Below are 25,771 nucleotides of genomic sequence, written 5' to 3' on the forward strand. Positions count from 1 at the left end.
CTATGCTTGTCTGAGAAATATTAAGGTTGTTTGGTCCTGCCCGGACCGCGCGCGGTCCGGGCAGGCTCGGTCCGCTAGTAGACCTGGGCCTCGGCGCGCGGCGGATCCGCCGGGCCGTCCCGTCGATCAAGACCCTTCTCCACGACCTTGGCGAGCCCGACCATGATCTGGTCGATGGCGTAGTCCTTCGGCGTGTAGACGGCGCGCACGCCCATGTTCTTGAGGACCAGCTCGTCCTCCGGCGAGATGATGCCGCCGACCACCACCGGGATGTGGTCGAGCCCGGCCTCGCGCATCTTGGCGCGGACCTCCCGCACCAGCGGCACGTGGGAGCCGGACAGGATCGACAGGCCGACCACGTGGGCGCCGGTCTCCTTGGCCTTCGCGACGATCTCGGCCGGCGTCTGGCGGATGCCGTCGTAGGTGACGTCGAAGCCGACGTCGCGGGCACGGAGCGCGATCTGCTCGGCGCCGTTGGAGTGGCCGTCGAGGCCGGGCTTGCCGACCACGAGCTTCGGCGTCTCGCCGAGCCGCTCGCCGAGATCGGCGATCAGGAGCTTGGCCTCCTCGGCCGCGCCGCTGGAGACCGTCTCCACGGTGACGCCGGTGGGCGCCCGGTACTCGCCGAACACCGCGCGCAGGCGCGCGCCCCACTCGCCGGTCGTAACGCCGGCCCTGGCCGCCTCGATCGAGGGCGGCATGATGTTGGCGCCGGAGCGCGCCGCCTGCTCCAGGGCGTCGAGGGCTTGGCCCACGGCGTTCTCGTCGCGGCGGCCGCGCCACTCGCGGATCCGGCTCTGCGCCTCCATCTCGACGGTCTCGGAGACGGAGAAGATCGCCCCCTCCCCGGCCGTGAGCGGCGACGGCTCCCCCTGCTGCCACTTGTTGACGCCGACCACGATCTGATCGCCGGCCTCGATCGCCGAGATCCGGCGCGCGTTCGATTCCACCAGCGCGCGCTTGAGCGCCCCGGTCTCGACGGCCGCGACCGCGCCGCCGATGCCGCCGATCCGCTCCAGCTCGGCCCGGGTCTGCGCCTTCAGCTCCTCGACCTTGGCCTCGATCACGTGGCTGCCGTCGAAGATGTCGTCGTACTCGAGGAGGTCGGTCTCGAAGGCCAGGATCTGCTGCATGCGCATGGACCATTGCTGGTCCCAGGGCCGCGGCAGGCCGAGCGCCTCGTTCCAGGCCGGGAGCTGCACCGCGCGGGCGCGGGCGCGCTTGGACAGCGTCACCGCCAGCATCTCGATCAGGATGCGGTGGACGTTGTTCTCCGGTTGCTGCTCGGTGAGCCCCAGGGAGTTCACCTGCACGCCGTACCGGAAGATGCGCTTCTTCGGATCGTCGATGCCGTAGCGCTCGCGGGCGATCTCGTCCCAGAGCTCCGAGAACGCCCGCATCTTGCAGATCTCGGTGACGAACCGCAGGCCCGCGTTCACGAAGAACGAGATCCGGCCGAACACCTCGGGGAAGCTCGCGGCGTCGAACTCGGGGTCCTCGCGCACGGTGTCGAGCACCGCGATGGCGATGGCGAGCGCGTAGGACAGCTCCTGGACCGGCGTCGCCCCCGCCTCCTGCAGGTGGTAGGAGCAGACGTTCATCGGGTTCCACTTCGGCACGTTCTTGGTCGTGAACAGGATCACGTCCTTGGTGAGCCGGAGGGACGGCGCGGGCGGGAACACGTAGGTGCCGCGCGACAGGTACTCCTTGATGATGTCGTTCTGGGTCGTGCCCTGGAGGGCGGCGATCGGCGCGCCCTGCTCCTCGGCCACCGCGAGGTAGAGCGCCAGCAGCCACGGGGCCGTGGCGTTGATCGTCATCGAGGTGTTCATCTGGGCGAGCGGAATGTCCTGGAACAGGGTCCGCATGTCGCCGAGATGCGCGATCGAGACCCCGACCTTGCCGACCTCGCCGCGGGAGAGCTCGTGGTCGGGGTCGTAGCCGGTCTGGGTCGGCAGGTCGAAGGCGACCGACAGGCCGGTCTGGCCCTTGGCGAGGTTGCCCCGATAGAGCTTGTTGGACTCCGCCGCGGTCGAGTGCCCCGCGTAGGTGCGGATGATCCAGGGCTTGTCGCGGCTCGACTTGTCGCTCCTGGTCTCGGCGACGCTCGCGCCCATTCCTCGCCTCCGTGTGATCTTTGTATCCGCGCGGGGCGCGGCCTTGCGGTCACCGTAGCGAAGGCTTGAGCACGCGTCATCCGGGACGGAAGTGCAAGACGCCCGCGCGGGCATCCGCGGCTCATGAAAAAACTTGCCCGCCGGAACAGCGGGATTTGAAGGCGCCGCGGCGCGCCGCCGCCCGCGCGCCGCCCGCACCCGCGGTCCGGACGGTGCCGCGCGACGGTCCCGATCGGCTTTATCAGTGCTGGTATAATGTCCACCTGAACTGTTCTTCGCGGGACTTGCCGCTGTTCAGGCGCGAGAGAGCAAGTCGAACCAATGACTTAGAGGTGCATGTGCTCGCCGGACGGCCCGGAGCAGCTCGGGAGCGCGGCGGTGGAGTCGGGAAAGGTCTCGGGGCCGGGGCGACCGAGGCCGGCGCCGAATAATACTTGGTCTGCCGGAAAGCCGATTTTGAATACGTGATCGCGCGCCCTGTGCTCGCGCTTTTTTCATGTCGGAAACCGTCGGCTTTCGACTTTCGGCCCACTTGGACGCCTCCGGCATCGCCGGTATAGCGCGATGGAGAACCGCGGCCGTGAGAAACACGCGGGACGAGAGGAGAGCGAGATGGCGGCGAGCGCTGCGATCAGTCCGACGGGCGGGGAGGTCAAGGACCTCTACGAGATGGGTGAGATCCCGCCGCTGGGTCATGTGCCGGCCAAGATGTATGCCTGGGCGATCCGGCGCGAGCGGCACGGACCCCCGGAACAGTCCCACCAGCTCGAGGTGCTGCCGGTCTGGGAGATCGGCGACGACGAGGTGCTGGTCTACGTCATGGCGGCGGGCGTCAACTACAACGGCGTCTGGGCCGGCCTCGGCGAGCCGATCTCGCCCTTCGACGTCCACAAGGGCGAGTACCACATCGCGGGTTCCGACGCCTCCGGCATCGTCTGGAAGGTCGGCTCCAAGGTGAAGCGCTGGAAGGTCGGCGACGAGGTCATCGTTCACTGCAACCGCGACGACGGCGACGACGAGGAGTGCAACGGCGGCGACCCGATGTTCTCGCCCTCGCAGCGGATCTGGGGCTACGAGACCGGCGACGGCTCGTTCGCGCAGTTCTGCCGGGTGCAGTCCCGCCAGCTCATGGTCCGGCCGAAGCACCTCACCTGGGAGGAGGCCGCCTGCTACACGCTGACGCTCGCCACCGCCTACCGCATGCTGTTCGGCCACGCCCCGCACACGGTGAAGCCGGGCCAGAACGTGCTGATCTGGGGTGCCTCCGGCGGCCTCGGCGTGTTCGGCGTGCAGCTCTGCGCGGCGAGCGGAGCCAACGCCATCGCGGTGATCTCGGACGAGTCGAAGCGCGACTACGTGATGAGCCTCGGCGCCAAGGGCGTCATCAACCGCAAGGACTTCGACTGCTGGGGCCAGCTGCCCAAGGTCAACAGCCCCGAGTTCCACGCCTGGACCAAGGAGGCCCGGAAGTTCGGCAAGGCGATCTGGGACATCACCGGCAAGCAGGACGTCGACATCGTGTTCGAGCATCCGGGCGAGGCGACCTTCCCGGTCTCGGCGCTGGTGGTGAAGCGCGGCGGCATGGTGGTGTTCTGCGCCGGCACGACCGGCTTCAACATCACCTTCGACGCCCGCTACGTCTGGATGCGGCAGAAGCGCATCCAGGGCTCGCACTTCGCCCACCTCAAGCAGGCCTCGTCGGCGAACCAGTTCGTGCTCGACCGGCGGATCGACCCGTGCATGAGCGAGGTCTTCCCCTGGGACAAGATCCCCCAGGCCCACACCAAGATGTGGAAGAACCAGCACCCGCCGGGCAACATGGCCTGCCTCGTCAACTCCCCGCGCGCCGGCCTGCGCACGGTCGAGGACGTGATCGAGGCCGGTCCGCTGAAGCGGTAAGGCGCTCCGTCGGGCCGGTTCCCGCTCTCGCGCGGGGCCGGCCCGATCGGCTAGGCTCGCGGCGTCCCGCGCCGACTCGGCGACCGATTCGGTGTGCCGGGGCGCTGATGACGGGCCCACGCGATCCTCACAGGACCCGGCCCCGATCCGGACAAGGGGCACGGTTTTGAGCGGCGACGACGAGGCTTATGTCTACGACGAGGCGACGGGCGAGTGGCTCCCGCCCGGGTCCGCGGCCGCGCCCGCCGAGGCGAATGCCGTCCGCGACGCGGCCGGCAACGTCCTGGCCGACGGCGATTCGGTCACGCTGATCAAGGACCTCAAGGTCAAGGGTGCGAACCAGACCCTGAAGCAGGGCACGGTCATCCGGTCGATCCGGCTCACGGACGATCCGGAGGAGATCGACTGCCGCCACGACACCATCAAGGGCCTCGTGCTGCGCACCGAGTTCGTGCGCAAGCGCTGAGGCCGATGCGGGGCGGCGCTTCTCCCAACCGCGCTACCGCCGCCGCGTCTCGTCCTGCGGCAGGTGGCGGCCGTAGGCCTCCTGCTTCTCTGCGCGCTCCTGGATCAGGTCGGCGTAGGCCTGCCGCATCTCCGGCGAGACGCTGATGCTCTTGCCCTTGGCGGCCTTGCGCTTGGGCGCCTTCTTGAAGGTGTTGTTCGTGTCGCTCATGCCGGGCTCCGCGTCGAACCGTGGCGGCATCGCGTGGCCGGACGACCGATCCGGGATCCGGCCGCCGCCCAGGGCCGGACATCCGCCCTGTAGCGCATCGCGGCGCTGGACGCACGGCTGCCGGGATCGGGCGGGGATCGGATTGATCTGGCCTGTGGCGGCAGCCTCTGCCAGGATCGGGACGACGCGGGGCAGAAAGGGTCGGGGGCGGGCATGGATTCGGGTGACGCGTCGCGGTGTCGGAACCCGGATACCCTGCGCGGCCGCGCCCGGCGCGCGACGGCCCTCGCGATCCTGATCGCCCTCGGCACCGGGCCTGTCGGGGCCCAGGACCGGCCGGCGCCCGCCCGGGCCGCCCCCAGACCCGCGCCGGCGGCCGGCGCGCCGGCCGACCCCGTCTTCGAGGCGATGCGGGCGGGCTTCGAGGCCCTGCCGGAGGCCGACCGCAAGGCCGTCCAGGACGCCCTGGTCTGGACCGGCGACTTCAACGCCGTCGTGTCGGGGGCCTTCGGGCGCCGGACCTTCGAGGCGCTCACCGCCTACGGCGCCCGGACCGGCGGCCGGGCCGACCCCCTCGATCCGCGCGGCCGTGCGGCGCTGCTGGCCGCCGGCGCGGCGGCGCGGAACGCGGCGCGCTTCCGCGTCGCGGTCGATCCCGGGACCGGCGCCGTGATGGGCGTGCCCGAGAGACTCCTGGCGAAACGGACTGCCTTGCCCTCCGGAACCCGCTGGCAGAGCCAGGACGGCCGCGTCACCCTGGAATCCCGCGCCTTCCCGCCGGGGGCCGAGAGCCTCGACGCGCTGTTCGAGAAGGCGACCGCGCCGCTCCCCGGCCGCAAGGTGTCCTACAAGCTGCGGCGGCCGGACACCGTGGTGGTCACCGCCGAGACCGGGCCGGGACTGTCATACATCCGCTACGCGTCCGGACCGGAGGGCGTGCGGGGGTTCCTGCTCGGCTACGATCGCGCCCTAGCGCCGGAGGTCGACCGGCTCGTCATCGCGGTGGCGAACGCCTTCGTGCCGTTTCCCGATCCCGCCGCGGCGCCGGCCGCGCAGCTACCCCCGAGCCCGGGTCCGGCACCGGCGGCCCGCGTCGCCGCCCACTCGGCGCCCCAGCCGCAGGCCGCGCCGCTGAGGCCGGCGAGCCTGTCCCACGCGCCGGCCTCGGGCGCGGGTCTCGCGGTGGCGCCGGGACGCGTGCTGACCGCCGCCGCCGTGCTGGAGGGCTGCGCCCAGCCCAGGATCGGCGCGGCATCGGCGCGGGTGCTCGCCACCGATCCCGCCGGCCTCGCCCTCCTCGATGTGCCCGGCGCCCCCGCCCCGCTCCGGCCCGCGCTCCGGACCGAGCCCGTCGGTGCCGAGGAGAGCGTGATCGCCCTGGCGCCGGGTGCGGACGGGGTCCAGGCCGCTCCCGGTGAGGCGCGGGGCGGCGACGTGATCGCGGCGCTCCAGCCGGGTTCCGGCGGCGCGCCGGTGCTGGACCGGTCGGGGGCCCTCGTCGGTCTCGTCGCCCGCTATCCCGCAGCGCCGCGCCAAGTCGCCGGGGTGGTGCCGCCGGCGCGACTGCCGGTCGTGCCGGCGCGGGCGATCTCCGCCTTCCTCGCCGCCCAGGGCATCGCCGCGGCGGCGCCGCATTCGGGTGGCGGGCCCAGCGCGGTCGCGCCTGCCGTGGTGGGGATCACCTGCCGCTGAGATGCGGGTCGCGCGGCGGATCCCCTGTCGCTCGCGCGGGATCCGCCGGCGTTCACGAGCCTGGGCGGACGAGCCGTCCGCCCAGGCGACGGGCCGCCGCTCAGAGCCGCCCGGTGACCAGGAGCACGATCAGCACGATGAGCAGGATGCCGCCCAGGCCGAAGCCGGGGCCGCGATACGCGCCGCCGCCGAGGAAGCCGCCGCCGCCGAAGGCCAGGATGATCAGGATGATGAGCAGGATGGTGACGAGGGACATCGGTCGCGTTCTCCGGACGGTCGCGCTGGTGCGAGCGTGACCGTTCAAACGCTGCGACATTCCGTTCCGTTCAACGCCAAGCCACGCTTTTGTGAGGAAAATTCCGGATGAGACCCCGGCCTCAGGCGTGCCAGTCCGGCAGAGCGTCCGCGGGCGCGTCGAGCCAGCCGGGAACCGGCAGGTCGCGCTCGGTGAGGAAGGCCGGGTTGAACAGCTTCGAGGCGTAGCGGGCCGCCCCGTCGCAGAGGATCGTCACGATCGTGTGACCGGGCCCGAGGTCCCGGGCCAGCCGGATCGCCCCGGCGACGTTGATGCCCGACGAGCCGCCCAGTGACAGCCCCTCCTCCCGCATCAGCCCGAAGACGATGTCGAGGGCCTCGCGGTCCGGGATCCGGAAGGCGCGGTCGGGGGTGAAGCCCTCGAGGTTCCGGGTGATCCGCCCCTGGCCGATCCCCTCGGTGATCGAGGAGCCCTCGGCCTTCAGGGTGCCGGTCGTGTAGTGGGCGTAGAGGGCCGAGCCCTCCGGATCCGACAGCGCGATCCGCACCTGCGGGTTGCGGGCGCGCAGGGCCTCGGCGGTGCCGGCCAGCGTGCCGCCGGTGCCGGCCGCGCAGACGAAGCCGTCGACCCGGCCACCGGTCTGCGCCCAGATCTCCGGGCCGGTGCCGTCGACATGGGCCTGCCGATTGGCGACGTTGTCGAACTGGTCGGCGAAGAAGGCGCCCGCCGGCTCGGTGGCGGCGAGCTTCTCCGCGAGCCGCCGGGCCACGTGGACGTAGTTGTTCGGGTTGGCGAAGGGCACCGCCGGCACTTCCACCAGCCGGGCGCCCGCGAGCCGCAGGGTCTGCTTCTTCTCCTCGGACTGGGTGACCGGGATGACGATCAGCGTCCGGTAGCCGCGCACCGAGGCCACCAGGGCGAGGCCGATGCCGGTGTTGCCGGCGGTGCCCTCGACGATCGTGCCGCCCGGGCGGATCAGGCCTCGCGCCTCCGCGTCCCGCACGATCGAGAGTGCCGCCCGGTCCTTCACCGACAGGCCGGGATTCAGGAACTCCGCCTTGCCGTAGATGGTGCAGCCGGTCTCCTCGGAGGCGCGGCGCAGGCGGATCAGCGGCGTCCGGCCGATGGCGGCCAGGACGTCGGGGGCGGGTTCGCGACTCGGTACGGTCATGGTCGGGAGCCTAGGGTGCCGCGCGGCCGCTGGCGAGCCTCACCCGAACACGTGCCCGCCGTTGATCCGCAGGCCGACCGGGTGGCCGGCCGGGTAGCGCACGCCGTCGAAATCCTCCACGGCGAGGACGCGCCCCTCGGCGTCGGCCACCTCGATCCGCTGGCGCCCCTGCGTCCGGTACGAGCTGCGCACGGTGCCCGACAGGTGCGCCGCCTCGGGCTCGGCGAGCTGCAGCTGCCAGGGCCGGACGTAGAGCTTGACCGGGCCGAACAGGCTGGCGGGCGCGGCGACCGGCGTCTCCCGGCCCCGGACCAGCACCCGGCCGCCCTCGGCGATCGCCTCCACCTCGACGGAATCACCCAGGAACTTCATCACGGTGGCGGAGGCCGGGTTCTCCTGCACCTCGTCGGGCGTGCCGACCTGCTCCAGGCGGCCGCGATCGAGCACGGCCACGCGGTCGGACAGCTCCAGCGCCTCGTCCTGGTCGTGGGTGACGAAGATCGTGGTCTGGCCGGTGCGGTCGTGGATCTCGCGCAGCCAGCGGCGCAGGTCCTTGCGGACCTGGGCGTCGAGCGCGCCGAAGGGCTCGTCCAGCAGGAGAACCCGCGGCTCGACCGCGAGGGCCCGGGCGAGCGCCACCCGCTGCCGCTGGCCGCCGGAGAGCTGCGACGGGTAGCGGTCGCCGAAGCCGGAGAGGCGGATCAGGTCGAGCAGGTCGCCGACCCGGCGCTTGATCTCGGCCTTGGCCGGCCGGTCGACGCGGCGCCGCGCGTTCAGCCCGTAGGCGATGTTGTCGGCCACGCTCATGTGCTTGAACAGGGCGTAGTGCTGGAACACGAAGCCCACGGCCCGCTCTTGCACCGGCAGGCCGGTGGCGTCGTCGCCGCCGAACAGGATCCGGCCCCGGTCCGGCGCGTCGAGCCCGGCGATGATCCGCAGCAGCGTCGTCTTGCCCGAGCCCGACGGGCCGAGGAGCCCGATCAGCTCGCCCGCCCGCACGTCCAGCGACAGGTCGTGCAGCACCGCCGCCGTGTCGAACGTCTTCGAGACGTTCTCGACCCGGATCGCCGTGGAGGGGCGATCAGTGTGCCCGGCCGTGCGCGAGCTCACCCGCGAAGCGCCATTCGAGGACGGATTTGAGGACGAGGGTGATGAGGGCAAGGACGGCGAGGAGCGAAGCGACGGCGAATGCGGCGACGAAGTTGTACTCATTGTAGAGGATCTCCACGTGGAGTGGGATGGTGTTGGTCAGGCCGCGGATGTGGCCCGACACCACCGACACCGCTCCGAATTCGCCCATCGCCCGGGCATTGCAGAGGAGCACGCTGTAGAGCAGGCCCCAGCGGATATTGGGCAGCGTCACCGTCCGGAACGCGTGCAGGCCCGAGGCGCCGAGCGTCAGCGCCGCCTCCTCCTCGGCGGTGCCCTGCTCCTGCATCAGCGGGATCAGCTCGCGTGCGACGAACGGGAAGGTCACGAACACCGTCGCCAGGACGATCCCCGGCAGGGCGAACAGGATCTGGACGCCGTGGTTGAGGAGCCAGGAGCCGAACAGGCCCTGGGACCCGAACAGCAGCACGTAGATCAGGCCGGAGACCACCGGAGAGACCGAGAACGGCAGGTCGATCAGGGTGATCAGCAGCGCCTTGCCGGGAAACTCGAACTTGGCGATCGCCCAGGAGGCGGCCAGCCCGAACACGACGTTGAACGGCACCGCGATCGCCGCCACGGTCAGCGTCAGGCGGATCGCGCTCCAGGCGTCGGGCTCCCGGAACGCGTCCAGGAAGGCACCGAGCCCCTTGGAGAAGGCCTGGAGGAAGACCGCGAACAGCGGCAGCACCAGGAACAGCGCCAGGAACGCCACGGCGACCCCGATCAGGACCGCGCGGACGCCGACCCCTTCCGAGGCGACCGGGGCCGGCTTGGCGGCCGGCACGAAGGCGGGGGAGAAGATCTCAGACATAGCCGAACCGCCGCCGTGACCAGGCCTGGATGAGGTTGATGGCGAGTAGCGTCAGGAACGAGATCCCGAGCATGATCGTCGCGATGGCCGCCGCGCCGCCGTAGTCGAACTCGGAGAGCTTGATGACGATGAGCAGCGGCGCGATCTCCGACACGTAGGGCAGGTTGCCGGCGATGAAGATGATCGAGCCGTACTCGCCGACACCCCGGGCGAAGGCGAGCGCGAAGCCGGTGAGCACCGCCGGGATCAGGGGCGGCAGCACCACCCGGGTGAGGGTGACGAGGCGCGTCGCCCCGAGGGTGGCCGAGGCCTCCTCGATCTCCTTGTCGATCTCGGCGATCAGCGGCTGCACGGTCCGCACCGCGAAGGGCAGGCCGATGAACACCATGGCGATGAAGATGCCGACCGGCGTGTAGGCTGCCTGGATCCCGAGGCGCGCGAGCGGCGCGCCGAGCAGCCCGTCCGGCGCGTAGAGCGAGGCGAGCGCGATGCCGGCGACCGCGGTGGGCAGCGCGAAGGGCAGGTCGACGGCGGCGTCGACCAGCTTGCGCCCCGGGAAGCGGTAGCGGGTCAGCACCCAGGCCACCAGGAAGCCGAAGACCGAGGCGACGAGCGCCGCGATCGCCGAGACGCCGAAGCTGATCCGCAGGGCGCTCGCGACCCGCGGATCGGTGGCGACCTCCCAGATGCCCGACAGGCCGAGCCCCGAAGCCTTCACCACCAATCCGGCCAGCGGCAGCAGGACGATCAGGCCGAGGCAGGTCAGCGTGTAGCCGAAGCTGATCCCGAAGCCCGGGATCACGCTCGGCCGTCGGAATGTCCGACGGGGACGGGGCGTCTGGACCATGATCTGATGCCTCAGCGGCCGGCCCGGCTCAGACGGTCGAACAGGCCGCCGGCGTCGAAGTTCCGCTTCTGGATCTCGTCCCAGGATCCCTGGAGGTCCTCGATCTTGAACAGCTTGATCTCGGGCAGCTGGGCGAGGTCCGCCGGGGCGGCCGCCTCCCGCCGGATCGGCCGATAATGGTGCTTGGCGAAGATCGCCTGGGCGCGGTCGCTGTAGAGGAAGTCGAGATAGGCCTGGGCAGCCTTGGTGGTGCCCTTCCGCTCGGCATTGACCGCCACCAGGGCCACAGGCGGCTCGGCGTAGATCGAGGTCGGCGGCGAGACGATGTCAAACTTGTCGGCGCCGAATTCCTGGAGCACGAGGTAGGCCTCGTTCTCCCAGGTCGGCAGGACGTCGCCGAGGCCGCGCTGCGCGAAGGTCACGGTCGAGCCCCGGGCGCCGGTGTCGAGCACCGGCACGTTCTTGTAGACCTGCCCGACGAAGGCGTCGGCCTTCGCGGCGTCCTTGTCCTTCCCGTAGGCGTAGCCCCAGGCGGCGAGGAAGTTCCAGCGCCCCCCCGCCGAGGTCTTCGGATTCGGGGTGATCACCTTCACGTCGGGTTTGACCAGGTCGTCCCAGTCCTTCACGCCCTTCGGGTTGCCCTTGCGGACGAGGAACACCACCGTCGAGGTGTAGGGCGTCCCCTGGTTCGGCAGCTTGCTGCGCCAATCCTCGGGGATCTTGTGGGTGAGCTTGGCGATCGCGTCGATGTCGGACGGGATGCCGAGGGTGACTACGTCGGCGTCCACCCCGTCGATCACCGTGCGCGCCTGCGCGCCCGAGCCGCCGTGCGAGGCCCGCACCGTGATGGCCTCGCCGGTCTTCGCCTTCCACTCCTCCGCGAAGGCGGCGTTGATCTCGCGGTAGAGCTCGCGGGTCGGGTCGTACGAGACGTTGAGGAGCGCGGTCTCGGCCGCGGCCGGCAGCGCGCAGGTCAGCAGGCCGGCTCCGGCCAGAAGGGTCAGCCCGATCGCCCGAGCCATCCGGCCCAGACCTGAAGCGTTCGTCATCACGTTCGATCCCCCAGCCATCCGCGGTTGCGACGCAGGGGACAGGCGTCCCCGGGAGGCGCGAAATCGTTCTTTTTACCGAACGAAGTCAAGCCTCGGGTGTGGACCCGCGTGATGCCGTAACGTGATCAGGATCGACGATCGTGCCGGAAATGCAAGATAACTCAGGGCAGTAGACGATCAGAACGCATGGATCTTCTCTCTGGCGTCGCCGATGGAGAAGATTTCGTGCGCGGAATCGGGTTTCTCAGAACGAACGATCTTAAGTGCTCTAGCGCACATCGGGCGGCATTCCACGAGCGGGCGAGAGCCGTCGGCGGTTCGCGCCGCACGCGGTTGCCCGCAAGACGGCGATCCTCCGCTCCCCTGCCGGCCGCGGTCCGGGTCAGCGCTTCGGCTTGTCGAGCCGGGCGATCAGGGCCTCCAGCCGCTTGTCGACCGGGGCCGCCAGCGTGTCGGTGAAGAGCGCGCGCAGGTTCTGGCCGAGATGGCGCCGGATGTCGGAGGTGAGCGGTGGTGCGTCTACGGACCGCTCGGTCTCGCAGGGGCGCTCGGGATGCGGCTTCGACATGACCGGGAAATCCTCGCACCTGTGGACACGTACGGTTGCAAGGTTTGGTTAAGGAGCCGTCACCGCCGCGGCCGCGCTGCCGCCACGCGATCCCGGTGCCCCGTGCCGGGTCGGTGTCGCAGGCCGGAACTGCCGCCGCGAAGGCTACGTTGCCCGGGCATTCCCCGCTGTTCATCCCCCGCTGCCATTCTCCCGCATTCCCTCTGCTGCCAGGAGGCGCCCCGTGTCCCGCTCGATTCCCCTGATGATGTCGCTGCTCCTCGGTCTCGCGACGGTGGCGTCGCCCTGTCTCGCGCAGACGAAACCGGGCGAGATCAAGGGCGTCGACGCGATGGGCGACAAGTCCCGCAGCGCGCAGGACGGCTGGAGCCAGGCCCCGGTGCCGCGGGAGCAGTCGGCCGCCAAGGACGCGCCGGACCCGGGCGGCAACTCGATCAAGGAGAATGCCGACCGTCCCGTGCCGCCGGCCCAGCCCGGCGGCACCTCCGCCACCGAGCCGCAGGCGCCCCTGGAGCACCGCACGGCCGGCCCGTCAGGCGCCAATCCGGCCAATCCCAGCAAGTAAAAAAACCGTTCTCATGCAGGATGATGCCGGTGTGACAAACGTGTTGCTTCGGCTGAGACACGGCGACTTGCTGTGTCACGCAACCGCACTTGCCTCGCGCACGCTTTTTTGGGACAGCTTGGAATTATACCAGATCGCTTTTACGGAGCGGAGATGACGGTCCAGGTCTCAAGGCGTGGCCTGCTCAAGGGGGCCGGCGCCGGCCTCGCTGGCGGCTCGCTGGGCGCGCTCGGATTCGGCGGACTCGAGCCCGCCATGGCCGCCGCGGTGCGGCCGTTCAAGCTCGCGCAGATGCGCGAGACCCGCAACACCTGCCCGTACTGCTCGGTCGCGTGCGGCGTGATCCTCTACAGCCTGGGGGACCGTTCGAAGAACGCGCGCTCCTCGGTCATGCACATCGAGGGCGACCCGGATCATCCGGTCAACCGCGGCACGCTCTGCCCGAAGGGCTCGGCGCTGCTCGACTTCGTGCACGCCGAGACCCGCACCAAGTACCCGCTCCACCGCGCCCCGGGTTCCTCCGAGTTCAAGCGCGTGTCCTGGGATTTCGCCCTCGACCGCATCGCGCAGCTCATGAAGGAGGACCGGGACAAGAACTTCGTGGCCAAGAACGGCGACCTCACGGTCAACCGGTGGACCACGATGGGCTTCCTCGGGGCCTCGGCCACCACCAACGAGACGGCCTGGCTGACCTACAAGACAGTCCGAAGCATGGGGGCCCTGGTCTTCGATAATCAGGCTAGAGTTTGACACGGTCCGTCGGTCGCCAGTTTGGCGCCCTCCTTCGGACGCGGTGCGATGACCAACCTCTGGATGGACATCAAGCACGCGGACGTGATCACCGTGATGGGCGGCAATGCCGCCGAGGCTCACCCCTGCGGCTTCAAGTGGGTCGTGGAGGCGAAAGCCCATAACAATGCCAAGCTGATCGTCGTCGATCCGCGCTTCACCCGCACGGCGTCGGTGGCCGATCTCTACTGCCCGATCCGGCAGGGGACCGACATCGCGTTCCTGTCGGGCGTGGCCAAGTACCTGCTCGACAACGACAAGCTGCAGCACCGCTACGTCTCCGCCTACACCAACGCCGGGTACGTGGTCCGCGAGGGCTACGACTTCAGCGAGGGTCTGTTCACGGGCTACGACGCGGACAAGCGCGACTACGACAAGACCACCTGGGACTACGAGATCGGCCCCGACGGCTACGCCGTGGTCGACGAGACGATGCAGCATCCGCGCAGCGTGATGCAGCTCCTCAAGAAGCATCTCGCGATCTACACGCCCGAGATGGTGGAAAAAATCTGCGGCTCGCCCAAGGAGACCTTCCTGAAGGTCTGCGAGCTGATGGCGACGACGGCGTCCCCCGAGAAGTCGATGGCCTCGCTCTACGCGCTCGGCTGGACCCATCACTCCAAGGGCTCGCAGAACATCCGCTCGATGTGCATCGTGCAGACGCTGCTCGGGAACATCGGCGTGCTCGGCGGCGGCATGCAGGCCCTGCGCGGTCACTCCAACATCCAGGGGCTGACCGATATCGGGCTGATGTCGAACCTCATCCCCGGATACCTGAACATCCCGGTGGAGAAGGAGCCCGACTACGCGAGCTACATCGCCAAGCGGCAGTTCAAGCCGCTGCGCCCCGGACAGACGAGCTACTGGCAGAACTACAACAAGTTCTTCGTCTCGTTCCAGAAGGCGATGTGGGGCGACAAGGCTACCAAAGAGAACGACTGGGCGTACGATTACTTGCCCAAGCTCGACGTGCCGACCTACGACGTGCTGCGCGGATTCGAGCTCGCCAAGCAAGGCAAGATGACCGGCTACGTCATCCAGGGCTTCAACCCCCTGCTGTCGTTCCCGAATCGCGCCAAGATGACGGAAGCTTTCTCCAAGATGAAGTTCATCGTGGTGATGGACCCGCTCAAGACGGAGACGGCCCGCTTCTGGGAGAACCACGGCGAGTACAACGACGTCGATCCGACCAAGATCCAGACCGAGGTGTTCGAGCTTCCGACCACCCTGTTCGTGGAGGAGGAAGGCTCGCTGTCGAACTCCAGCCGGTGGCTGCAGTGGCACTGGCAGGCGCAGGAGGCGCCGGGCGAGTGTCGCTCGGACATCGAGATCATGTCGGAGATCTTCCTCCGCATGAAGGCGGCCTACAAGAAGGACGGCGGGGCCTTCCCGGACCCGATCGTCAATCTGAAGTGGGACTACGCGATCGCCGAGGCGCCGACGCCGACCGAGCTCGCCCGCGAGCTCAACGGCTACACGCTGGCGCCGACGCCGGACCTCAACGGGACGATCATCCCGGCGGGCAAGCAGGTCGACGGCTTCGCCCAGCTCAAGGACGACGGGACGACCGCCTGCGGCTGCTGGATCTACTCGGGCTGCTACACCGAGAAGGGCAACATGATGGCCCGCCGGGACAACACCGACCCCGGCGACCGTGGCATCGCGCCGAACTGGGCCTTCGCGTGGCCGGCCAACCGGCGCGTGCTCTACAACCGCGCCTCGTGCGACCCCGAGGGTCGTCCGTGGTCGGAGAAGAAGAAGCTCATCGAGTGGAACGGCAAGCAGTGGATCGGCTTCGATGTGCCGGATTACGGCGTCACCGTCGCCCCCGATAAGGGCGTCGGGCCGTTCATCCTGAACCAGGAGGGCGTCGCCCGCCTGTGGACCCGGGGTCTCATGCGCGACGGGCCGTTCCCGGCGCATTACGAGCCCTTCGAGTCCCCGGTGGCCAACCTCGCCTTCCCGAAGATCAAGGGCGCGCCCGCGTCCCGCATCTTCAAGGACGATCTGGCCGATCTCGGCGACGCGAAGGAGTTCCCCTACGCCGCGACGAGCTACCGCCTGACCGAGCACTTCCACGGGTGGACCAAGCACGCCCGGATCAACGCGATCCTCCAGCCGGAGGCCTTCGTGGAGATCTCGGAGGAGCTCGCCAAGGAGAAGGGCATCGCCAAGGGCGGCTGGGTCCGCGTCTGGTCGAAGCGCGGCTCCCTGAAGGCCAAGGCCGTGGTGACGAAGCGCATCAAGCCGCTGATCTGCGACGGCAAGCCCGTCCACGTCGTCGGCATCCCGCAGCACTGGGGCTTCATGGGCCACACCAAGAAAGGATGGCACCCGAACTCGCTGACGCCCGTCGTCGGCGACGCGAACACCGAGACGCCGGAGTTCAAGGCCTGGCTCGTGAACATCGAGCCGACCACGCCTCCGTCGGACGCGGTCGCGTAAGGGGGAGCGGCAGACATGGCTGACTACAGCTCCCTCGACATCCGCCAGCGCTCCGCCTCCACGGAGACGCCGCCGGAGATCCGCCGTCAGGTGGAGGTCGCCAAGCTCATCGACGTGTCGAAGTGCATCGGCTGCAAGGCCTGCCAGTCGGCCTGCGAGGAGTGGAACGACCTGCGCGACGACATCGGCGTCAACACGGGCACCTACCAGAATCCCCACGACCTCACGCCGAAGTCGTGGACCCTGATGCGGTTCACCGAGTACGAGAACCCGGAGACCAACAACCTCGAATGGCTGATCCGCAAGGACGGCTGCATGCACTGCACCGAACCGGGCTGCCTGAAGGCGTGCCCGTCGCCGGGCGCGATCGTGCAGTACTCCAACGGCATCGTCGACTTCATCGAGGAGAACTGCATCGGCTGCGGCTACTGCGTGAAGGGCTGCCCCTTCAACATCCCGCGCATCAGCCAGACCGACCACAAGGCGTACAAGTGCACCCTGTGCTCGGACCGGGTGGCGGTGGGTCAGGCTCCGGCCTGCGCCAAGGCCTGCCCGACCGGCTCGATCATGTTCGGCACCAAGCAGGCCATGATCGATCAGGCCCACGACCGCGTCGAGGACCTGAAGTCGCGTGGCTTTGACAAGGCGGGTCTCTACGACCCGGCCGGGGTCGGCGGCACGCACGTCATGTACGTGCTGCACCACGCCGACCAGCCGAGCCTCTATGCCGGCCTGCCGAACGACCCGAAGATCTCGCCGCTGGTCGCCTTCTGGAAGGGCGGCGCCAAGGTGTTCGGTCTCGCCGCGATGGGCTTCGCCGCGGTCGCGGGCTTCTTCCACTACGTGACGGCCGGCCCGAACGAGGTCGTGCCCGAGGAGGAGGAAGAGGCGGTCGAGTACGACGAGGCCAAGCGCCGCGAGAATGGCGGCGGCGAGGCCCGGCCGCACTGAGGGACGGATCCCGGGCTGGCGCGCCGGCCCGGGTGACGCGATTCACGCCCTCTCCCGCACGGGAGAGGGGACCCGCGTTCTCTTCCGAGAGCGCGGGAAGCGGACGACCGGAGACGATGGGGCCGCCGGGCCCTATCTCGAGTTTCAGAGCCACCTCCGCCGACCGCGGAGCCGGCCCCGTCAGGCGCGAGAAGGCCGATGACGATCCAGAACGATGTCCGGGACGGCGATTCCCGCCCCCTCCACCACGCCAAGTCCGAGGCGCCGGAGGTGATGTACGTCCCGCGCTACACCGGCGTGCAGCGCGTGAATCACTGGATCACCGCGATCCTGTTCACGCTGCTGACCCTCTCGGGGCTGGCGATGTTCACGCCCTACCTGTTCTCGCTGACCGGCCTGTTCGGCGGCGGGCAGGCGACCCGAGCGATCCACCCGTGGTTCGGCGTGGCGCTGGCGATCAGCTTCCTCTTCCTGTTCGTGCGCTTCTGGCGGCTCAACATCCCCAACAAGGACGATGTCGAGTGGTCGAAGAAGATCGGCGACGTGGTCACCAACCGCGAGGACCGGCTGCCGGAGCTCGGCAAGTACAATGCCGGCCAGAAGGGCGTGTTCTGGGGCCAGACCGCGCTGATCGGCGTGATGTTCGTGACCGGCCTCGTGATCTGGAACACCTATTTCGGCGGCCTCACCTCGATCGAGACCCAGCGCTGGGCGCTGCTCGCGCACTCGCTGGCCGCCGTCATCGCCATCGCGATCATCGTGGTGCACGTCTACGCCGGCATCTGGGTGCGCGGCACCGGCCGGGCGATGGTCCGCGGCACGGTCACGGGCGGCTGGGCCTACCGGCATCACCGCAAGTGGTTCCGTCAGATGGCCGGCGGCCCGGCGCGCCGCGGCTCGGTGGACAAGCGCGGATCCTGATCGCGTGGCCAACTTCTTCAGGCGGAAACCCGCGGCTCCGGCCGCGGACAAGACCCCGAAACCCGCCGAGGCCCCGAAGCCCCGCCGCCGGGATTTCAGCGAGCTCAAGCCCGATCCCGACAAGATCGGGATCTCGGGCTCGGTCCCGTTCGTGCGCCTGCCCGATCCCGCGACGCTGTTCGCCGACCGGGCCGCGCGCCTGGCGGAGGCCGCGCCCGGGCACCCGCTGGAGGCCTATCTCCGGTTCGTCGGTGAGGTCGCCCGCGCCCAGGCGGCGATCCAGGCACGGTTTCCGGCCCCGCCGGCGCCGGATCCCGCCGATCAGGCGCTGCGGAGCGAGCACGGCATGCCGCCGCTGTCGCGGCACAGCCTCGAGGCCGACCAGGATTTCGACGCGTGCCTCCTGGCGCTGCTCGACGCGCTGGATCTCGCGACCGCGCCCGAGGCCTCGGCCGCGGCGCGGGATGCCCTGCGGGCCGCCGCGCCGGAGGAGCGCCGCGATCTCGCCGTGCAGGTTTTCGAGGGCGCGCTGCCGGTCGACCGGATCGCCGAATGCCTGTTCGTCTCAGCCGCATTGCAGGTGCGCTTCGCCGCGCGGGCCGCGCGCCTCGACACGCGGACGCTGAAGCCCGTCGCGGACGGCGTCTGCCCGTGCTGCGGCGGCGCGCCGGTGGCGAGCGTCATCGTCTCCTGGACCCCGGCCGACAAGGCCCGATATCTCAGCTGCTCGCTCTGCGGCACGTACTGGAACCACGTCCGGATCCGCTGCACCGCCTGCGGTGACGGCGAGAACGTGAGCTATTACGGGCTCGATGAGGTCTCGAAGGACGTTCAGGTCGAGACCTGCACGACCTGCCACAGCTACATCAAGCACCTCCACCAGCACCGGGCGCCGGCCCTCGACCCGGTGGCGGACGACATCGCGTCCTACGGGCTCGATCTGAAGATCGCCGAGGACGGGTTCCGGCGCGCCGGATTGAACCTGCTGTTCGTGATCTAGCGCGGGATGCGCCTGTCCGAACCGACGGCCTCGTCCCGAGGTGGCCGTGTCGGCGGGCCTCGAGGGCGAGTTCCAGGGAGCGCGCGGCGCCTGGAGGCCGCCTTCGAGACCTCCGCCGCGCTCCGCACCGCGGGATGAGGGGCCGGGTCGGACGCGCCTGCAGGATCGACAGCGCGATCCTGCAGGCGCGGCGGGAAAGGAAAGCCCCGCGCTCAGCGGTAGCCGTAGCGGCTCTTGGCGGCGGCGAGCAGGTGCAGGGCTTCGCCCGACTTGCCGGCCGAGCACTCCGCGGCGGCGTGGGCGAGGTCGGCGCTGAAGCGGTCGCCCACCGGCTTGTTGAGGTTGCCGGTGGCCACGTCGCTGTCGACGATCGCCTTCGTGCGGGCGATCTCCGGGCCGCAACCGCTGCCCGTGGGCAGGGCCAGGGGCGCCGGCACGATCGGCGAGGGCTCGGTGACCGCGGGCGTGGCGCGCTGCTGGCAGGCGCCCAGCGCCGCGACGGCGAGGGCGACGAGGCTGAGGCGCATCGGGAGGCGGGACGCGGGCACGGCGATCATCCTGTTGGGGCGCGAGGGGCCGCGCCGCCGAGGTTCTGAGCCGAGCTTGGCAAGGGGTCAATCGCCCCGGCGACATGCCGAAGGGGCGCGAAGCGCGGGACGCGGTTCGCCGCGAACGCGCGATTCCGCTGTTGCCGGAGGGACTTGGTGCGCGCCGCCGGCATCCGGCGTCGGCGGCGCGCTCCGAATCGTGACGGGCTCACTTCGCCTTGTCGGCGAGCGCCTTCAGGCCGGAATCGTAGATGCCCTGGATCGCGTCGGTGGCGACCGTGTCCGGCGCGCCCTTGGCGTTGAAGGTTCCGGTCCAGGTCACCTTCGAGCCGGAGCCGGCGGGGGCGACCGAGAGGGTCGACTTGTAGTCCGAGACCGGCAGCGGGCTCTCCAAGATCGTGTAGGTGTAGCTCATCACCTTGTCGTCGCGGGAGACCTGCTCCTCCTTGATGGTGCCGCCGCCCTTGAGGCTGAGGGTGCGGACCTTCATGCCGTCCTTGTCCGACAGGACGCACTTCTCGATGGCGGGGTGCCAGTCGCCGATGCCGCAGAACTCGCCGATGGTCTGCCAGACCTTGGCCGGCGGCGCGGCGATGTCGGCCGAGCGCGTCACCTCCAGGGCGTAGCCCGGCACGGTGGCCGCGGCGAGCGCCAGGGCGGCGAGGGGAAGGGACCGGCAGAAAGCGAAGGGCATCTCGGGGTGTCTCCGTCCGTCTCAGGTCGCGGCAGGGGCCGCGCAGGCTCTGATGGCCGCGCAGGAGCTAGGCCGGGAGGGGGCGCTCGGCAATGGGCGGGCGCTACGGCGCATGACTTTCGCGCTCAGACGACGCGGCCGGTGATCGTCCGCACGCAGGGGACGTCGTGGCGCCGATCGGCCGATACGGGGTCCGGGCCGCGATCCGGCCTACCAGCCGTCCGTCTCGTCGGCGTCGGCCGGGTAGCCGTAGACCGTCGCGGGCGCGTAGGCGGGCCGGGCCGCCGGGCGGTAGTAGGCCGGCACTGACCGGCGCCCCATCTGATCGCTGTTCGCCAGCAGGTCGTCCGGCTCGTAGGGGCTGCGGTTCCGGGCGAGCCGGGTGCCGCGCCGGCCGCGGTCCGCCATCGGAACATCCGCCCCCTCGATCACCACCCGCGTCCGGCCCATGCCCTGGCTCTTCACGAGGTTGAACAGGGTCGCGGCGTTGCGCACCGACAGGCGCACGCAGCCGTGCGAGGCCGCGCGCCCGAGGCTCCGGACGTGGTTGGTGCCGTGGATGGCGTGGCCCTGGGTCGTGAAGAACATCGCGAAGGGCATCGGCGCGTCGTCCCACTCTTTCGAGAAGTGCGTGCGCTCCATCCGGAACGGGCGGTAGGCGCCGGACGGGGTGTCGTAGCTCGCGACGCCGGTCGAGACCGGCCAGGAATAGCGCGGCTGGCCGTCGACCGAGACCTCCATGCGCTGGGTGGTCTTGTCGACGTTGACGAGCACGTCCGCGCTGGCCGTCGCGGGAATCCCCGCGCACAGGAGCAGCCCGGACAGGACGGAGATCAGACCGATACGCATGAGCGACTCCGACTCGAGACGCGCCTCGAGAAACCGCGACGGTTTGCCGTCACGCTAAACCGTCGGCAACACCGAGGTTCCGGTCCGCGGCAACCCTGCGTAGTCACGCTTTGCTGGGCACCCTCACAGCACCCTGGCGGCGCCCTCACGGCGCCGCGGCGGCCATGCCGGAGATCCGGCGGATCGCGGCCTCGGCCTCCTCGGCGATGCGCAGGACGAGGTCGCCGGCGCCCGGTAGGTCGGAGATGAGCCCGACGGCCTCGCCGACCGTGACGTTGGCGACGTCGTAGTCGCCCGCCGCGTCGGCATCCTCCACGTCCCGGCGCCGCTCGGCCGAGGCCGCGCGCAGCGCGTCCTCGCGGCCGTGCCACGTCTCGATGAAGGTGTTGCGCAGGAGTCGTCCGGTATAGGGCGCCGGCCAGGCCCGGTGGCGGGCGATGTCGTAGACCTGCGTGCGGATCGTGTCGTCGCCGGTGGCGGCGAGAACCCGCTGCTTCGCGGCCGGGTGGATCAGCGCCTCCCGGCTGGCCCAGAACCGGGTCCCCATCAGGACACCGTCGGCCCCCAGCGCCAGGGCGGCGGCGAGGCCGCGCCCGTCCGCGATGCCGCCCGCCGCGAGGAGCAGCGTCTCGGGGCGCTCGCGGGCGATCAGGTCGGCGACCGCCGGCACGAACGCCGCGGTGCCGCGGGCGGTGAGGCCGTGGCCGCCGGCCTCCGTCCCCTGCGCCACCACCGCGGCCGCGCCGACCTCCAGGGCGCGCCTCGCATGCGCCAGGGTGTGCACCTGGCAGATCAGCGGCACGCCGGCGGCGCGGATCCGGTCCGCGAAGGGCGCGGGATCCGCGAAGGAGAGCATCAGGGCCGCGGGCGACCGGGCGAGCGCCGCGTCGAGGAGCGACGGGTCCCGGGCCATCGACCACGTGATGAAGCCGCAGCCGACCCGCTGATTGCCCGCGCGGGCGAATTCCCGGTCGAGCGTCGCGTGGTCGCCGTAGCCGCCGCCGATCAGGCCGAGGCCGCCGGCGGCGCTCACCGCCGCCGCGAGGCCCCCCCCCGAGGCCGGGTCCATGGGGGCCAGCACGATCGGGTGCCGCAGCCCGAAGGCGTCGGTGAGTCTCGTCCTCAAGGCCATGGGTCCCCTCCCCGGGAAGCGTCTCGGTTGCGCGCGCCGTCCGCCAGGGCTTAACGCTCGCGTGGCGGCGAAAAAAATGATTCCTTCTGAAGAAAGGCATCGGGAAAGCAGATGGCATGAACAGCACCGACCTGATGTTCTTCGCGGCGGTGGCCGAGACCGGCGGCATCGGGCGGGCGGCGGCGCGGCTCAACACCGTCCAGTCCAACGTCACCGGCCGGATCCGCGCCCTGGAGCAGGCCCTGCGCGTGCCGCTGTTCCACCGCGGCAGCCGCGGTGTGACGCTGACCCGGGCGGGTGAGCGGCTCCTGCCCTACGCGCTCCAGGTCGGGCAGCTGCTCGCGGAGGCGCGCCACGCCCTGCTGGCCGAGGGCGAGCCGCGCGGACCCCTGCGGATCGGCGCCATGGAGACGACCGCGGCCCTGCGCCTGCCCGGCCCGCTCGCCGACTTCGCCGCGCGCCACCCGGACGTGGACATCGAGCTGGAGACCGGCCCGACCGAGCACCTGATCGCCCGGGTCCTCGACCGGAGCCTGGAGGGGGCCTTCGTGGCCGGCCCGGTCGCGCAGGCCGACCTCGTCGGGATCCCGGTCTTCACGGAGGAGCTGGTGCTGGTGGCGCACCCGGCCGTCGGCGACCTCGCGGCGCTGCTCGACCGGCTGGCCCGGGCGCGCGACGCGAAGGTGCTCGTGTTCCGGGCCGGCTGCTCGTACCGGAGGCGCCTGGAGGCGTTCCTGGCCCGCCAGGGCCTCGTGCATGTGCGGCGCATGGAGTTCGGGACCCTCGACGGCATCCTCGGCTGCGTGGCGGCCGGCCTGGGCGTGACCCTGGTTCCGCGGGCCGTGGCAGAGCCGGCGCACCGCGCGGGCCGGGTCTCGGTTCACCCGGTGCCCGACGGGGACGGGCACGTCCCGACGCTGCTGGTCCGCCGCGCCGACGACCGGCCGAGCGCGGCCTTCGCGCGGTTCGCCGAGCAGGTCCGGACGGCCCTCCCGGATGTGACCTAGGACCCCGGTTCCGGCACGCGCCATGCTCTCGGCAACCGCCGGTTGACAGCGGCCCGGGCCCGGGCGCTTCCTCCCGGCCGCAGACGGTTCGGAGTTTCCATGGCCCTCGACCCCACCCTCGCCGCCGAGATCGAAGCCTCCGTGGCGGAGGGCTTCGCCGATCAGGTCGCCCACACGCAGGCACTGGTCCGGTTCGCGTCCCTGCGCGGGGAGGAGCATGCCTGCCAGGATTACGTGTTCGAGCAGTTCCGCGCGCGGGGCTACGCCACGGAGCGCTTCGCCATGGACCGGGCGGCCATCGCGGAACATCCGGGCGGCTCGAAGATCGACGCGGCGCACCACTCAGACGCGCCGATCGTGGTCTGCCACCACCGGCCGGGCACCGAGACCGGCCGGTCCCTGATCCTGCAAGCCCATGTCGACGTGGTGCCGCCGGGGCCCGCCGACCTCTGGACCCACCGCCCCTTCGATCCGGTAATCCAGGGCGATTGGATGTATGGCCGCGGCGCCGGTGACATGAAGGCCGGGCACGCCGCCAACCTGTTCGCCCTCGACGCGCTCGCCCGCCTCGGCCTCCAGCCGGCGGCCGCCGTGACGGTGCAGTCGGTCGTCGAGGAGGAATCCACCGGCAACGGCGCCCTGATGACCCATCTGCGCGGCTACCGGGCCGACGCCGTGCTGATCCCCGAGCCCGAGGACGAGAAGCTCGTGCGCGCCAATACCGGCGTGCTCTGGTTCACCGTCGAGGTGCGAGGCGTCCCGGTCCACGTGCGCGAGATGGGCGCCGGCGCCAACGCGATCGACGCCACCTACCGGGTGATCGGCGCGCTGCGCGAGGTCGAGGCCCGCTGGAACGCCGAGAAGGCCGCGCACCCGCATTTCGAGACCGAGGACCACCCGATCAATCTCAACATCGGCAAGATCGAGGGCGGCGACTGGGCCTCCTCGGTCCCGGCCTGGTGCCGTATCCACTGCCGGGTGGCGCTCTACCCGGGCGTCACCGCCGCGCAGGCCGCTGCCGAGATCGAGGCCGCGGTGGCGGGCTTCTCCCGCACCGACCCGTTCCTGGCCAACAGCCCGCCACGGGTGGTCTTCAACGGCTTCTTCGCCGAGGGTTACGTGCTGGAGGAAGGCTCGGAGGCCGAGGCCGTGCTCGGCCGCGCCCACGAGCGGGCGATCGGGTCGTCGCTCCAGAGCTTCATGACGGCGGGCTATCTCGATACCCGGGTGCATGCCCTCTACGACCGGGTGCCGGCCCTCTGCTACGGCCCGACCTCCCAGAACATCCACGGCTTCGACGAGCGGGTCAGCCTCGCCTCGGTGAAGCGGATCACGACCACCATGGCGCTGTTCGTGGCCGAGTGGTGCGGGACCGAGCGCAAGGCGGGGTGAGCCGCCGTCCTTGCGAGCGCAGCGAAGCAATCCAGGGCAGCGCTGCGCTCACGGGCGTCGTGCATCCCTGGGTCGCTTCGCTGCGCTCGCGATGACGGTGGTGTCCTCCGTCAGGGGATCAGCCGGTCCGCGCGGAGCTGGGCGAACAGGTCGTAGAACGCGTCGTCGGTCGGCTGGTAGGTCGTGAAGCCGAGGCGGCGGCTCTTGCTCATGTCGGTGACGACCTCGATCGGCCGGCCGAGATCGGCATCCGTGTGCCAGGGCGAGGCCAGCTTGGTGAGATCCGGCTCGGCGAGGCCGTGGCGCGCCGCGATCTCGGCCCAGGCCGGGCCGTCCTGCGCCATCCGGGGCTCCAGCGGCCGGTGCGTGCCGTCGAACGGCACCGCCTCGATCCCGAACCACGCGGCGATCCGGTCCCACATCCAGCTCCAGCGGAAGACGTCGCCGTTGACGACGTTGAACGCCTCGTTGGCGGCCCTCTGTTCTGTCGACGCCCAGAGCAGCTGGCGGGCGAGCAGCCGCGCGTCGGTCATGTCGGTCAGGCCGTTCCACTGCGCGGCCGAGCCCGGGAAGATGAACGGGCGTCCCAGCTCCCGGCACAGGGTGGCGTAGCAGGCGAGCGTCGTGCCCATGTTCATGGCATTGCCCACCGCCTTGCCGATGATCGTGTGCGGGCGGTGCACGCTCCAAGTGAAGCCGTCGCGCGCGGCGGCCGCGAACACGGCGTCCTCCTGCGCGTAGTAGAAGTTCTCGATGTCGAGGCGGCCCTGGTCCTCGCGGAACGGCGTCTGCGGCAGGGTGCCTTTGCCGTAGGCCTCGAACGGGCCGAGATAGTGCTTCAGCCCGGTCACCAGGGCGACGTGGCGGACGCTCTTCTTCGGGCGCAGGGCATTGAGCAGGTTCTCCACCATCGCCCGGTTGACGCGGATCATCTCCGCCTCGGTCGGACGCCGCTGCCAGGTCGCCAGGAACACGTGGCTCGGGGCGAGGTCGGAGAGCGCCTCCTCCAGGGAGGCCGGATCCTGCAGGTCGCCCGCCACCGGCGCGACGCCGTCCTGCTGCACCGGGTGACGGGCGAGGCCCGCGACCATCCAGCCTTCCTGGGTCAGCAGCGCCGCGGTGGCGCTGCCGACGATCCCGCTCGCGCCGACGATCAGGGCGGTGTTCGACATGGAAACCCTCGTGCCCGGCCCAAATCCGGGTCCGGGGCAGATGGGCGCAGGCGGTGTCGCGACAA

24 protein-coding genes are annotated in these 25,771 nt (G+C 70.6%); 10 read left to right on the forward strand and 14 right to left on the reverse strand.

All coding sequences use genetic code 11. From position 1 onward, the window contains the following. Positions 1-74: 74 nt before the first annotated feature. Entirely contained in the window at positions 75-2,117 is a 2,043-nt protein-coding gene (locus ABIC30_RS12050; RefSeq protein ID WP_020092440.1) for an ethylmalonyl-CoA mutase, read from the reverse strand. Positions 2,118-2,729: 612 nt separating this feature from the next. On the opposite strand from ABIC30_RS12050, the gene ccrA reads away from it, so the two are divergent. After that, positions 2,730-4,016, forward strand: coding sequence for a crotonyl-CoA carboxylase/reductase (gene ccrA, locus ABIC30_RS12055; RefSeq protein WP_042672037.1), 1,287 nt, complete (start codon positions 2,730-2,732; stop codon positions 4,014-4,016). Positions 4,017-4,182: 166 nt separating this feature from the next. Beyond that, positions 4,183-4,482 carry an alkylphosphonate utilization protein gene (locus ABIC30_RS12060; protein WP_042672038.1) on the forward strand — a complete coding sequence of 100 codons (300 nt, stop codon included), beginning with the start codon at positions 4,183-4,185 and terminating at the stop codon, positions 4,480-4,482. A 33-nt stretch (positions 4,483-4,515) separates the two neighbouring features. On the opposite strand, the gene ABIC30_RS12065 is transcribed toward ABIC30_RS12060, so the two are convergent. Further along, positions 4,516-4,692 (reverse strand): hypothetical protein, encoded by a 177-nt coding sequence (locus tag ABIC30_RS12065; RefSeq protein ID WP_012318104.1) that lies wholly within the window; start codon positions 4,690-4,692, stop codon positions 4,516-4,518. A gap of 213 nt (positions 4,693-4,905) precedes the next feature. On the opposite strand from ABIC30_RS12065, the gene ABIC30_RS12070 reads away from it, so the two are divergent. Then, positions 4,906-6,384 (forward strand): S1 family serine peptidase, encoded by a 1,479-nt coding sequence (locus tag ABIC30_RS12070; RefSeq protein WP_354455178.1) that lies wholly within the window; start codon positions 4,906-4,908, stop codon positions 6,382-6,384. A 100-nt stretch (positions 6,385-6,484) separates the two neighbouring features. Here the strand turns inward: ABIC30_RS12070 and ABIC30_RS12075 are convergent, their stop codons facing one another. From ABIC30_RS12075 to ABIC30_RS12105, 7 genes are all read right to left on the reverse strand, one after another. After that, positions 6,485-6,640, reverse strand: a complete 156-nt coding sequence (locus ABIC30_RS12075; protein ID WP_007563230.1) for a hypothetical protein — start codon at positions 6,638-6,640, stop codon at positions 6,485-6,487. 121 nt (positions 6,641-6,761) lie between these two features. Continuing rightward, positions 6,762-7,811, reverse strand: coding sequence for a cysteine synthase A (locus ABIC30_RS12080; RefSeq protein WP_354455180.1), 1,050 nt, complete (start codon positions 7,809-7,811; stop codon positions 6,762-6,764). 39 nt (positions 7,812-7,850) lie between these two features. Beyond that, complete coding sequence (locus tag ABIC30_RS12085; RefSeq protein ID WP_354455182.1) at positions 7,851-8,921, reverse strand: sulfate/molybdate ABC transporter ATP-binding protein; 1,071 nt, start codon at positions 8,919-8,921, stop codon at positions 7,851-7,853. Next, positions 8,893-9,774: a sulfate ABC transporter permease subunit CysW gene (cysW, locus tag ABIC30_RS12090; RefSeq protein ID WP_354455184.1), complete on the reverse strand. Its 882-nt coding sequence runs from the start codon at positions 9,772-9,774 to the stop codon at positions 8,893-8,895. The genes ABIC30_RS12085 and cysW overlap by 29 nt, the downstream gene beginning before the upstream one ends. Then, positions 9,767-10,621 (reverse strand): sulfate ABC transporter permease subunit CysT, encoded by an 855-nt coding sequence (cysT, locus tag ABIC30_RS12095; protein ID WP_103985479.1) that lies wholly within the window; start codon positions 10,619-10,621, stop codon positions 9,767-9,769. The genes cysW and cysT overlap by 8 nt, the downstream gene beginning before the upstream one ends. A gap of 11 nt (positions 10,622-10,632) precedes the next feature. After that, positions 10,633-11,643 (reverse strand): sulfate ABC transporter substrate-binding protein, encoded by a 1,011-nt coding sequence (locus ABIC30_RS12100; RefSeq protein ID WP_132368683.1) that lies wholly within the window; start codon positions 11,641-11,643, stop codon positions 10,633-10,635. Between the two features lie 412 nt (positions 11,644-12,055). After that, positions 12,056-12,241, reverse strand: coding sequence for a hypothetical protein (locus ABIC30_RS12105; protein ID WP_091927264.1), 186 nt, complete (start codon positions 12,239-12,241; stop codon positions 12,056-12,058). A 223-nt stretch (positions 12,242-12,464) separates the two neighbouring features. Here ABIC30_RS12105 and ABIC30_RS12110 point away from each other — a divergent pair, with 223 nt between their 5' ends. The 5 genes from ABIC30_RS12110 to fdhE all read left to right on the forward strand — a co-directional run bounded on the left by ABIC30_RS12110 (position 12,465) and on the right by fdhE (position 18,912). Next, positions 12,465-12,806 (forward strand): hypothetical protein, encoded by a 342-nt coding sequence (locus ABIC30_RS12110; RefSeq protein ID WP_091682271.1) that lies wholly within the window; start codon positions 12,465-12,467, stop codon positions 12,804-12,806. A 153-nt stretch (positions 12,807-12,959) separates the two neighbouring features. Further along, positions 12,960-16,040, forward strand: coding sequence for a formate dehydrogenase-N subunit alpha (gene fdnG, locus ABIC30_RS12115; RefSeq protein ID WP_354455187.1), 3,081 nt, complete (start codon positions 12,960-12,962; stop codon positions 16,038-16,040). Positions 16,041-16,055: 15 nt separating this feature from the next. Next, positions 16,056-16,991 (forward strand): formate dehydrogenase subunit beta, encoded by a 936-nt coding sequence (fdxH, locus tag ABIC30_RS12120; RefSeq protein WP_192710034.1) that lies wholly within the window; start codon positions 16,056-16,058, stop codon positions 16,989-16,991. Between the two features lie 198 nt (positions 16,992-17,189). Then, positions 17,190-17,912, forward strand: coding sequence for a formate dehydrogenase subunit gamma (locus tag ABIC30_RS12125; protein WP_205833410.1), 723 nt, complete (start codon positions 17,190-17,192; stop codon positions 17,910-17,912). A gap of 4 nt (positions 17,913-17,916) precedes the next feature. Beyond that, a complete protein-coding gene (fdhE, locus tag ABIC30_RS12130) occupies positions 17,917-18,912 on the forward strand; it encodes a formate dehydrogenase accessory protein FdhE (protein WP_354455190.1) in 996 nt (331 codons plus the stop codon). A 212-nt stretch (positions 18,913-19,124) separates the two neighbouring features. On the opposite strand, the gene ABIC30_RS12135 is transcribed toward fdhE, so the two are convergent. The 4 genes from ABIC30_RS12135 to ABIC30_RS12150 all read right to left on the reverse strand — a co-directional run bounded on the left by ABIC30_RS12135 (position 19,125) and on the right by ABIC30_RS12150 (position 22,135). Then, positions 19,125-19,469, reverse strand: coding sequence for a hypothetical protein (locus tag ABIC30_RS12135; RefSeq protein ID WP_020092423.1), 345 nt, complete (start codon positions 19,467-19,469; stop codon positions 19,125-19,127). A 199-nt stretch (positions 19,470-19,668) separates the two neighbouring features. Then, positions 19,669-20,154, reverse strand: coding sequence for an SRPBCC family protein (locus ABIC30_RS12140; protein WP_012318087.1), 486 nt, complete (start codon positions 20,152-20,154; stop codon positions 19,669-19,671). 210 nt (positions 20,155-20,364) lie between these two features. Then, entirely contained in the window at positions 20,365-21,003 is a 639-nt protein-coding gene (locus tag ABIC30_RS12145; RefSeq protein WP_020092421.1) for a L,D-transpeptidase, read from the reverse strand. A 145-nt stretch (positions 21,004-21,148) separates the two neighbouring features. Further along, positions 21,149-22,135, reverse strand: a complete 987-nt coding sequence (locus ABIC30_RS12150; protein ID WP_354455192.1) for an NAD(P)H-dependent flavin oxidoreductase — start codon at positions 22,133-22,135, stop codon at positions 21,149-21,151. 116 nt (positions 22,136-22,251) lie between these two features. Between ABIC30_RS12150 and ABIC30_RS12155 the strand changes: the two genes are divergently transcribed. Together ABIC30_RS12155 and ABIC30_RS12160 are read left to right on the forward strand one after the other, a co-directional pair. Further along, positions 22,252-23,142 carry a LysR family transcriptional regulator gene (locus tag ABIC30_RS12155; protein WP_056523472.1) on the forward strand — a complete coding sequence of 297 codons (891 nt, stop codon included), beginning with the start codon at positions 22,252-22,254 and terminating at the stop codon, positions 23,140-23,142. Between the two features lie 99 nt (positions 23,143-23,241). After that, complete coding sequence (locus ABIC30_RS12160) at positions 23,242-24,534, forward strand: ArgE/DapE family deacylase (protein ID WP_354455194.1); 1,293 nt, start codon at positions 23,242-23,244, stop codon at positions 24,532-24,534. Between the two features lie 110 nt (positions 24,535-24,644). Here ABIC30_RS12160 and ABIC30_RS12165 read toward each other — a convergent pair whose 3' ends face one another. After that, complete coding sequence (locus ABIC30_RS12165) at positions 24,645-25,706, reverse strand: SDR family oxidoreductase (protein WP_354455196.1); 1,062 nt, start codon at positions 25,704-25,706, stop codon at positions 24,645-24,647. Positions 25,707-25,771 lie beyond the last annotated feature (65 nt).

Source organism: Methylobacterium sp. 1030 (assembly GCF_040544715.1).
Classification (GTDB): Bacteria; Pseudomonadota; Alphaproteobacteria; order Rhizobiales; family Beijerinckiaceae; genus Methylobacterium.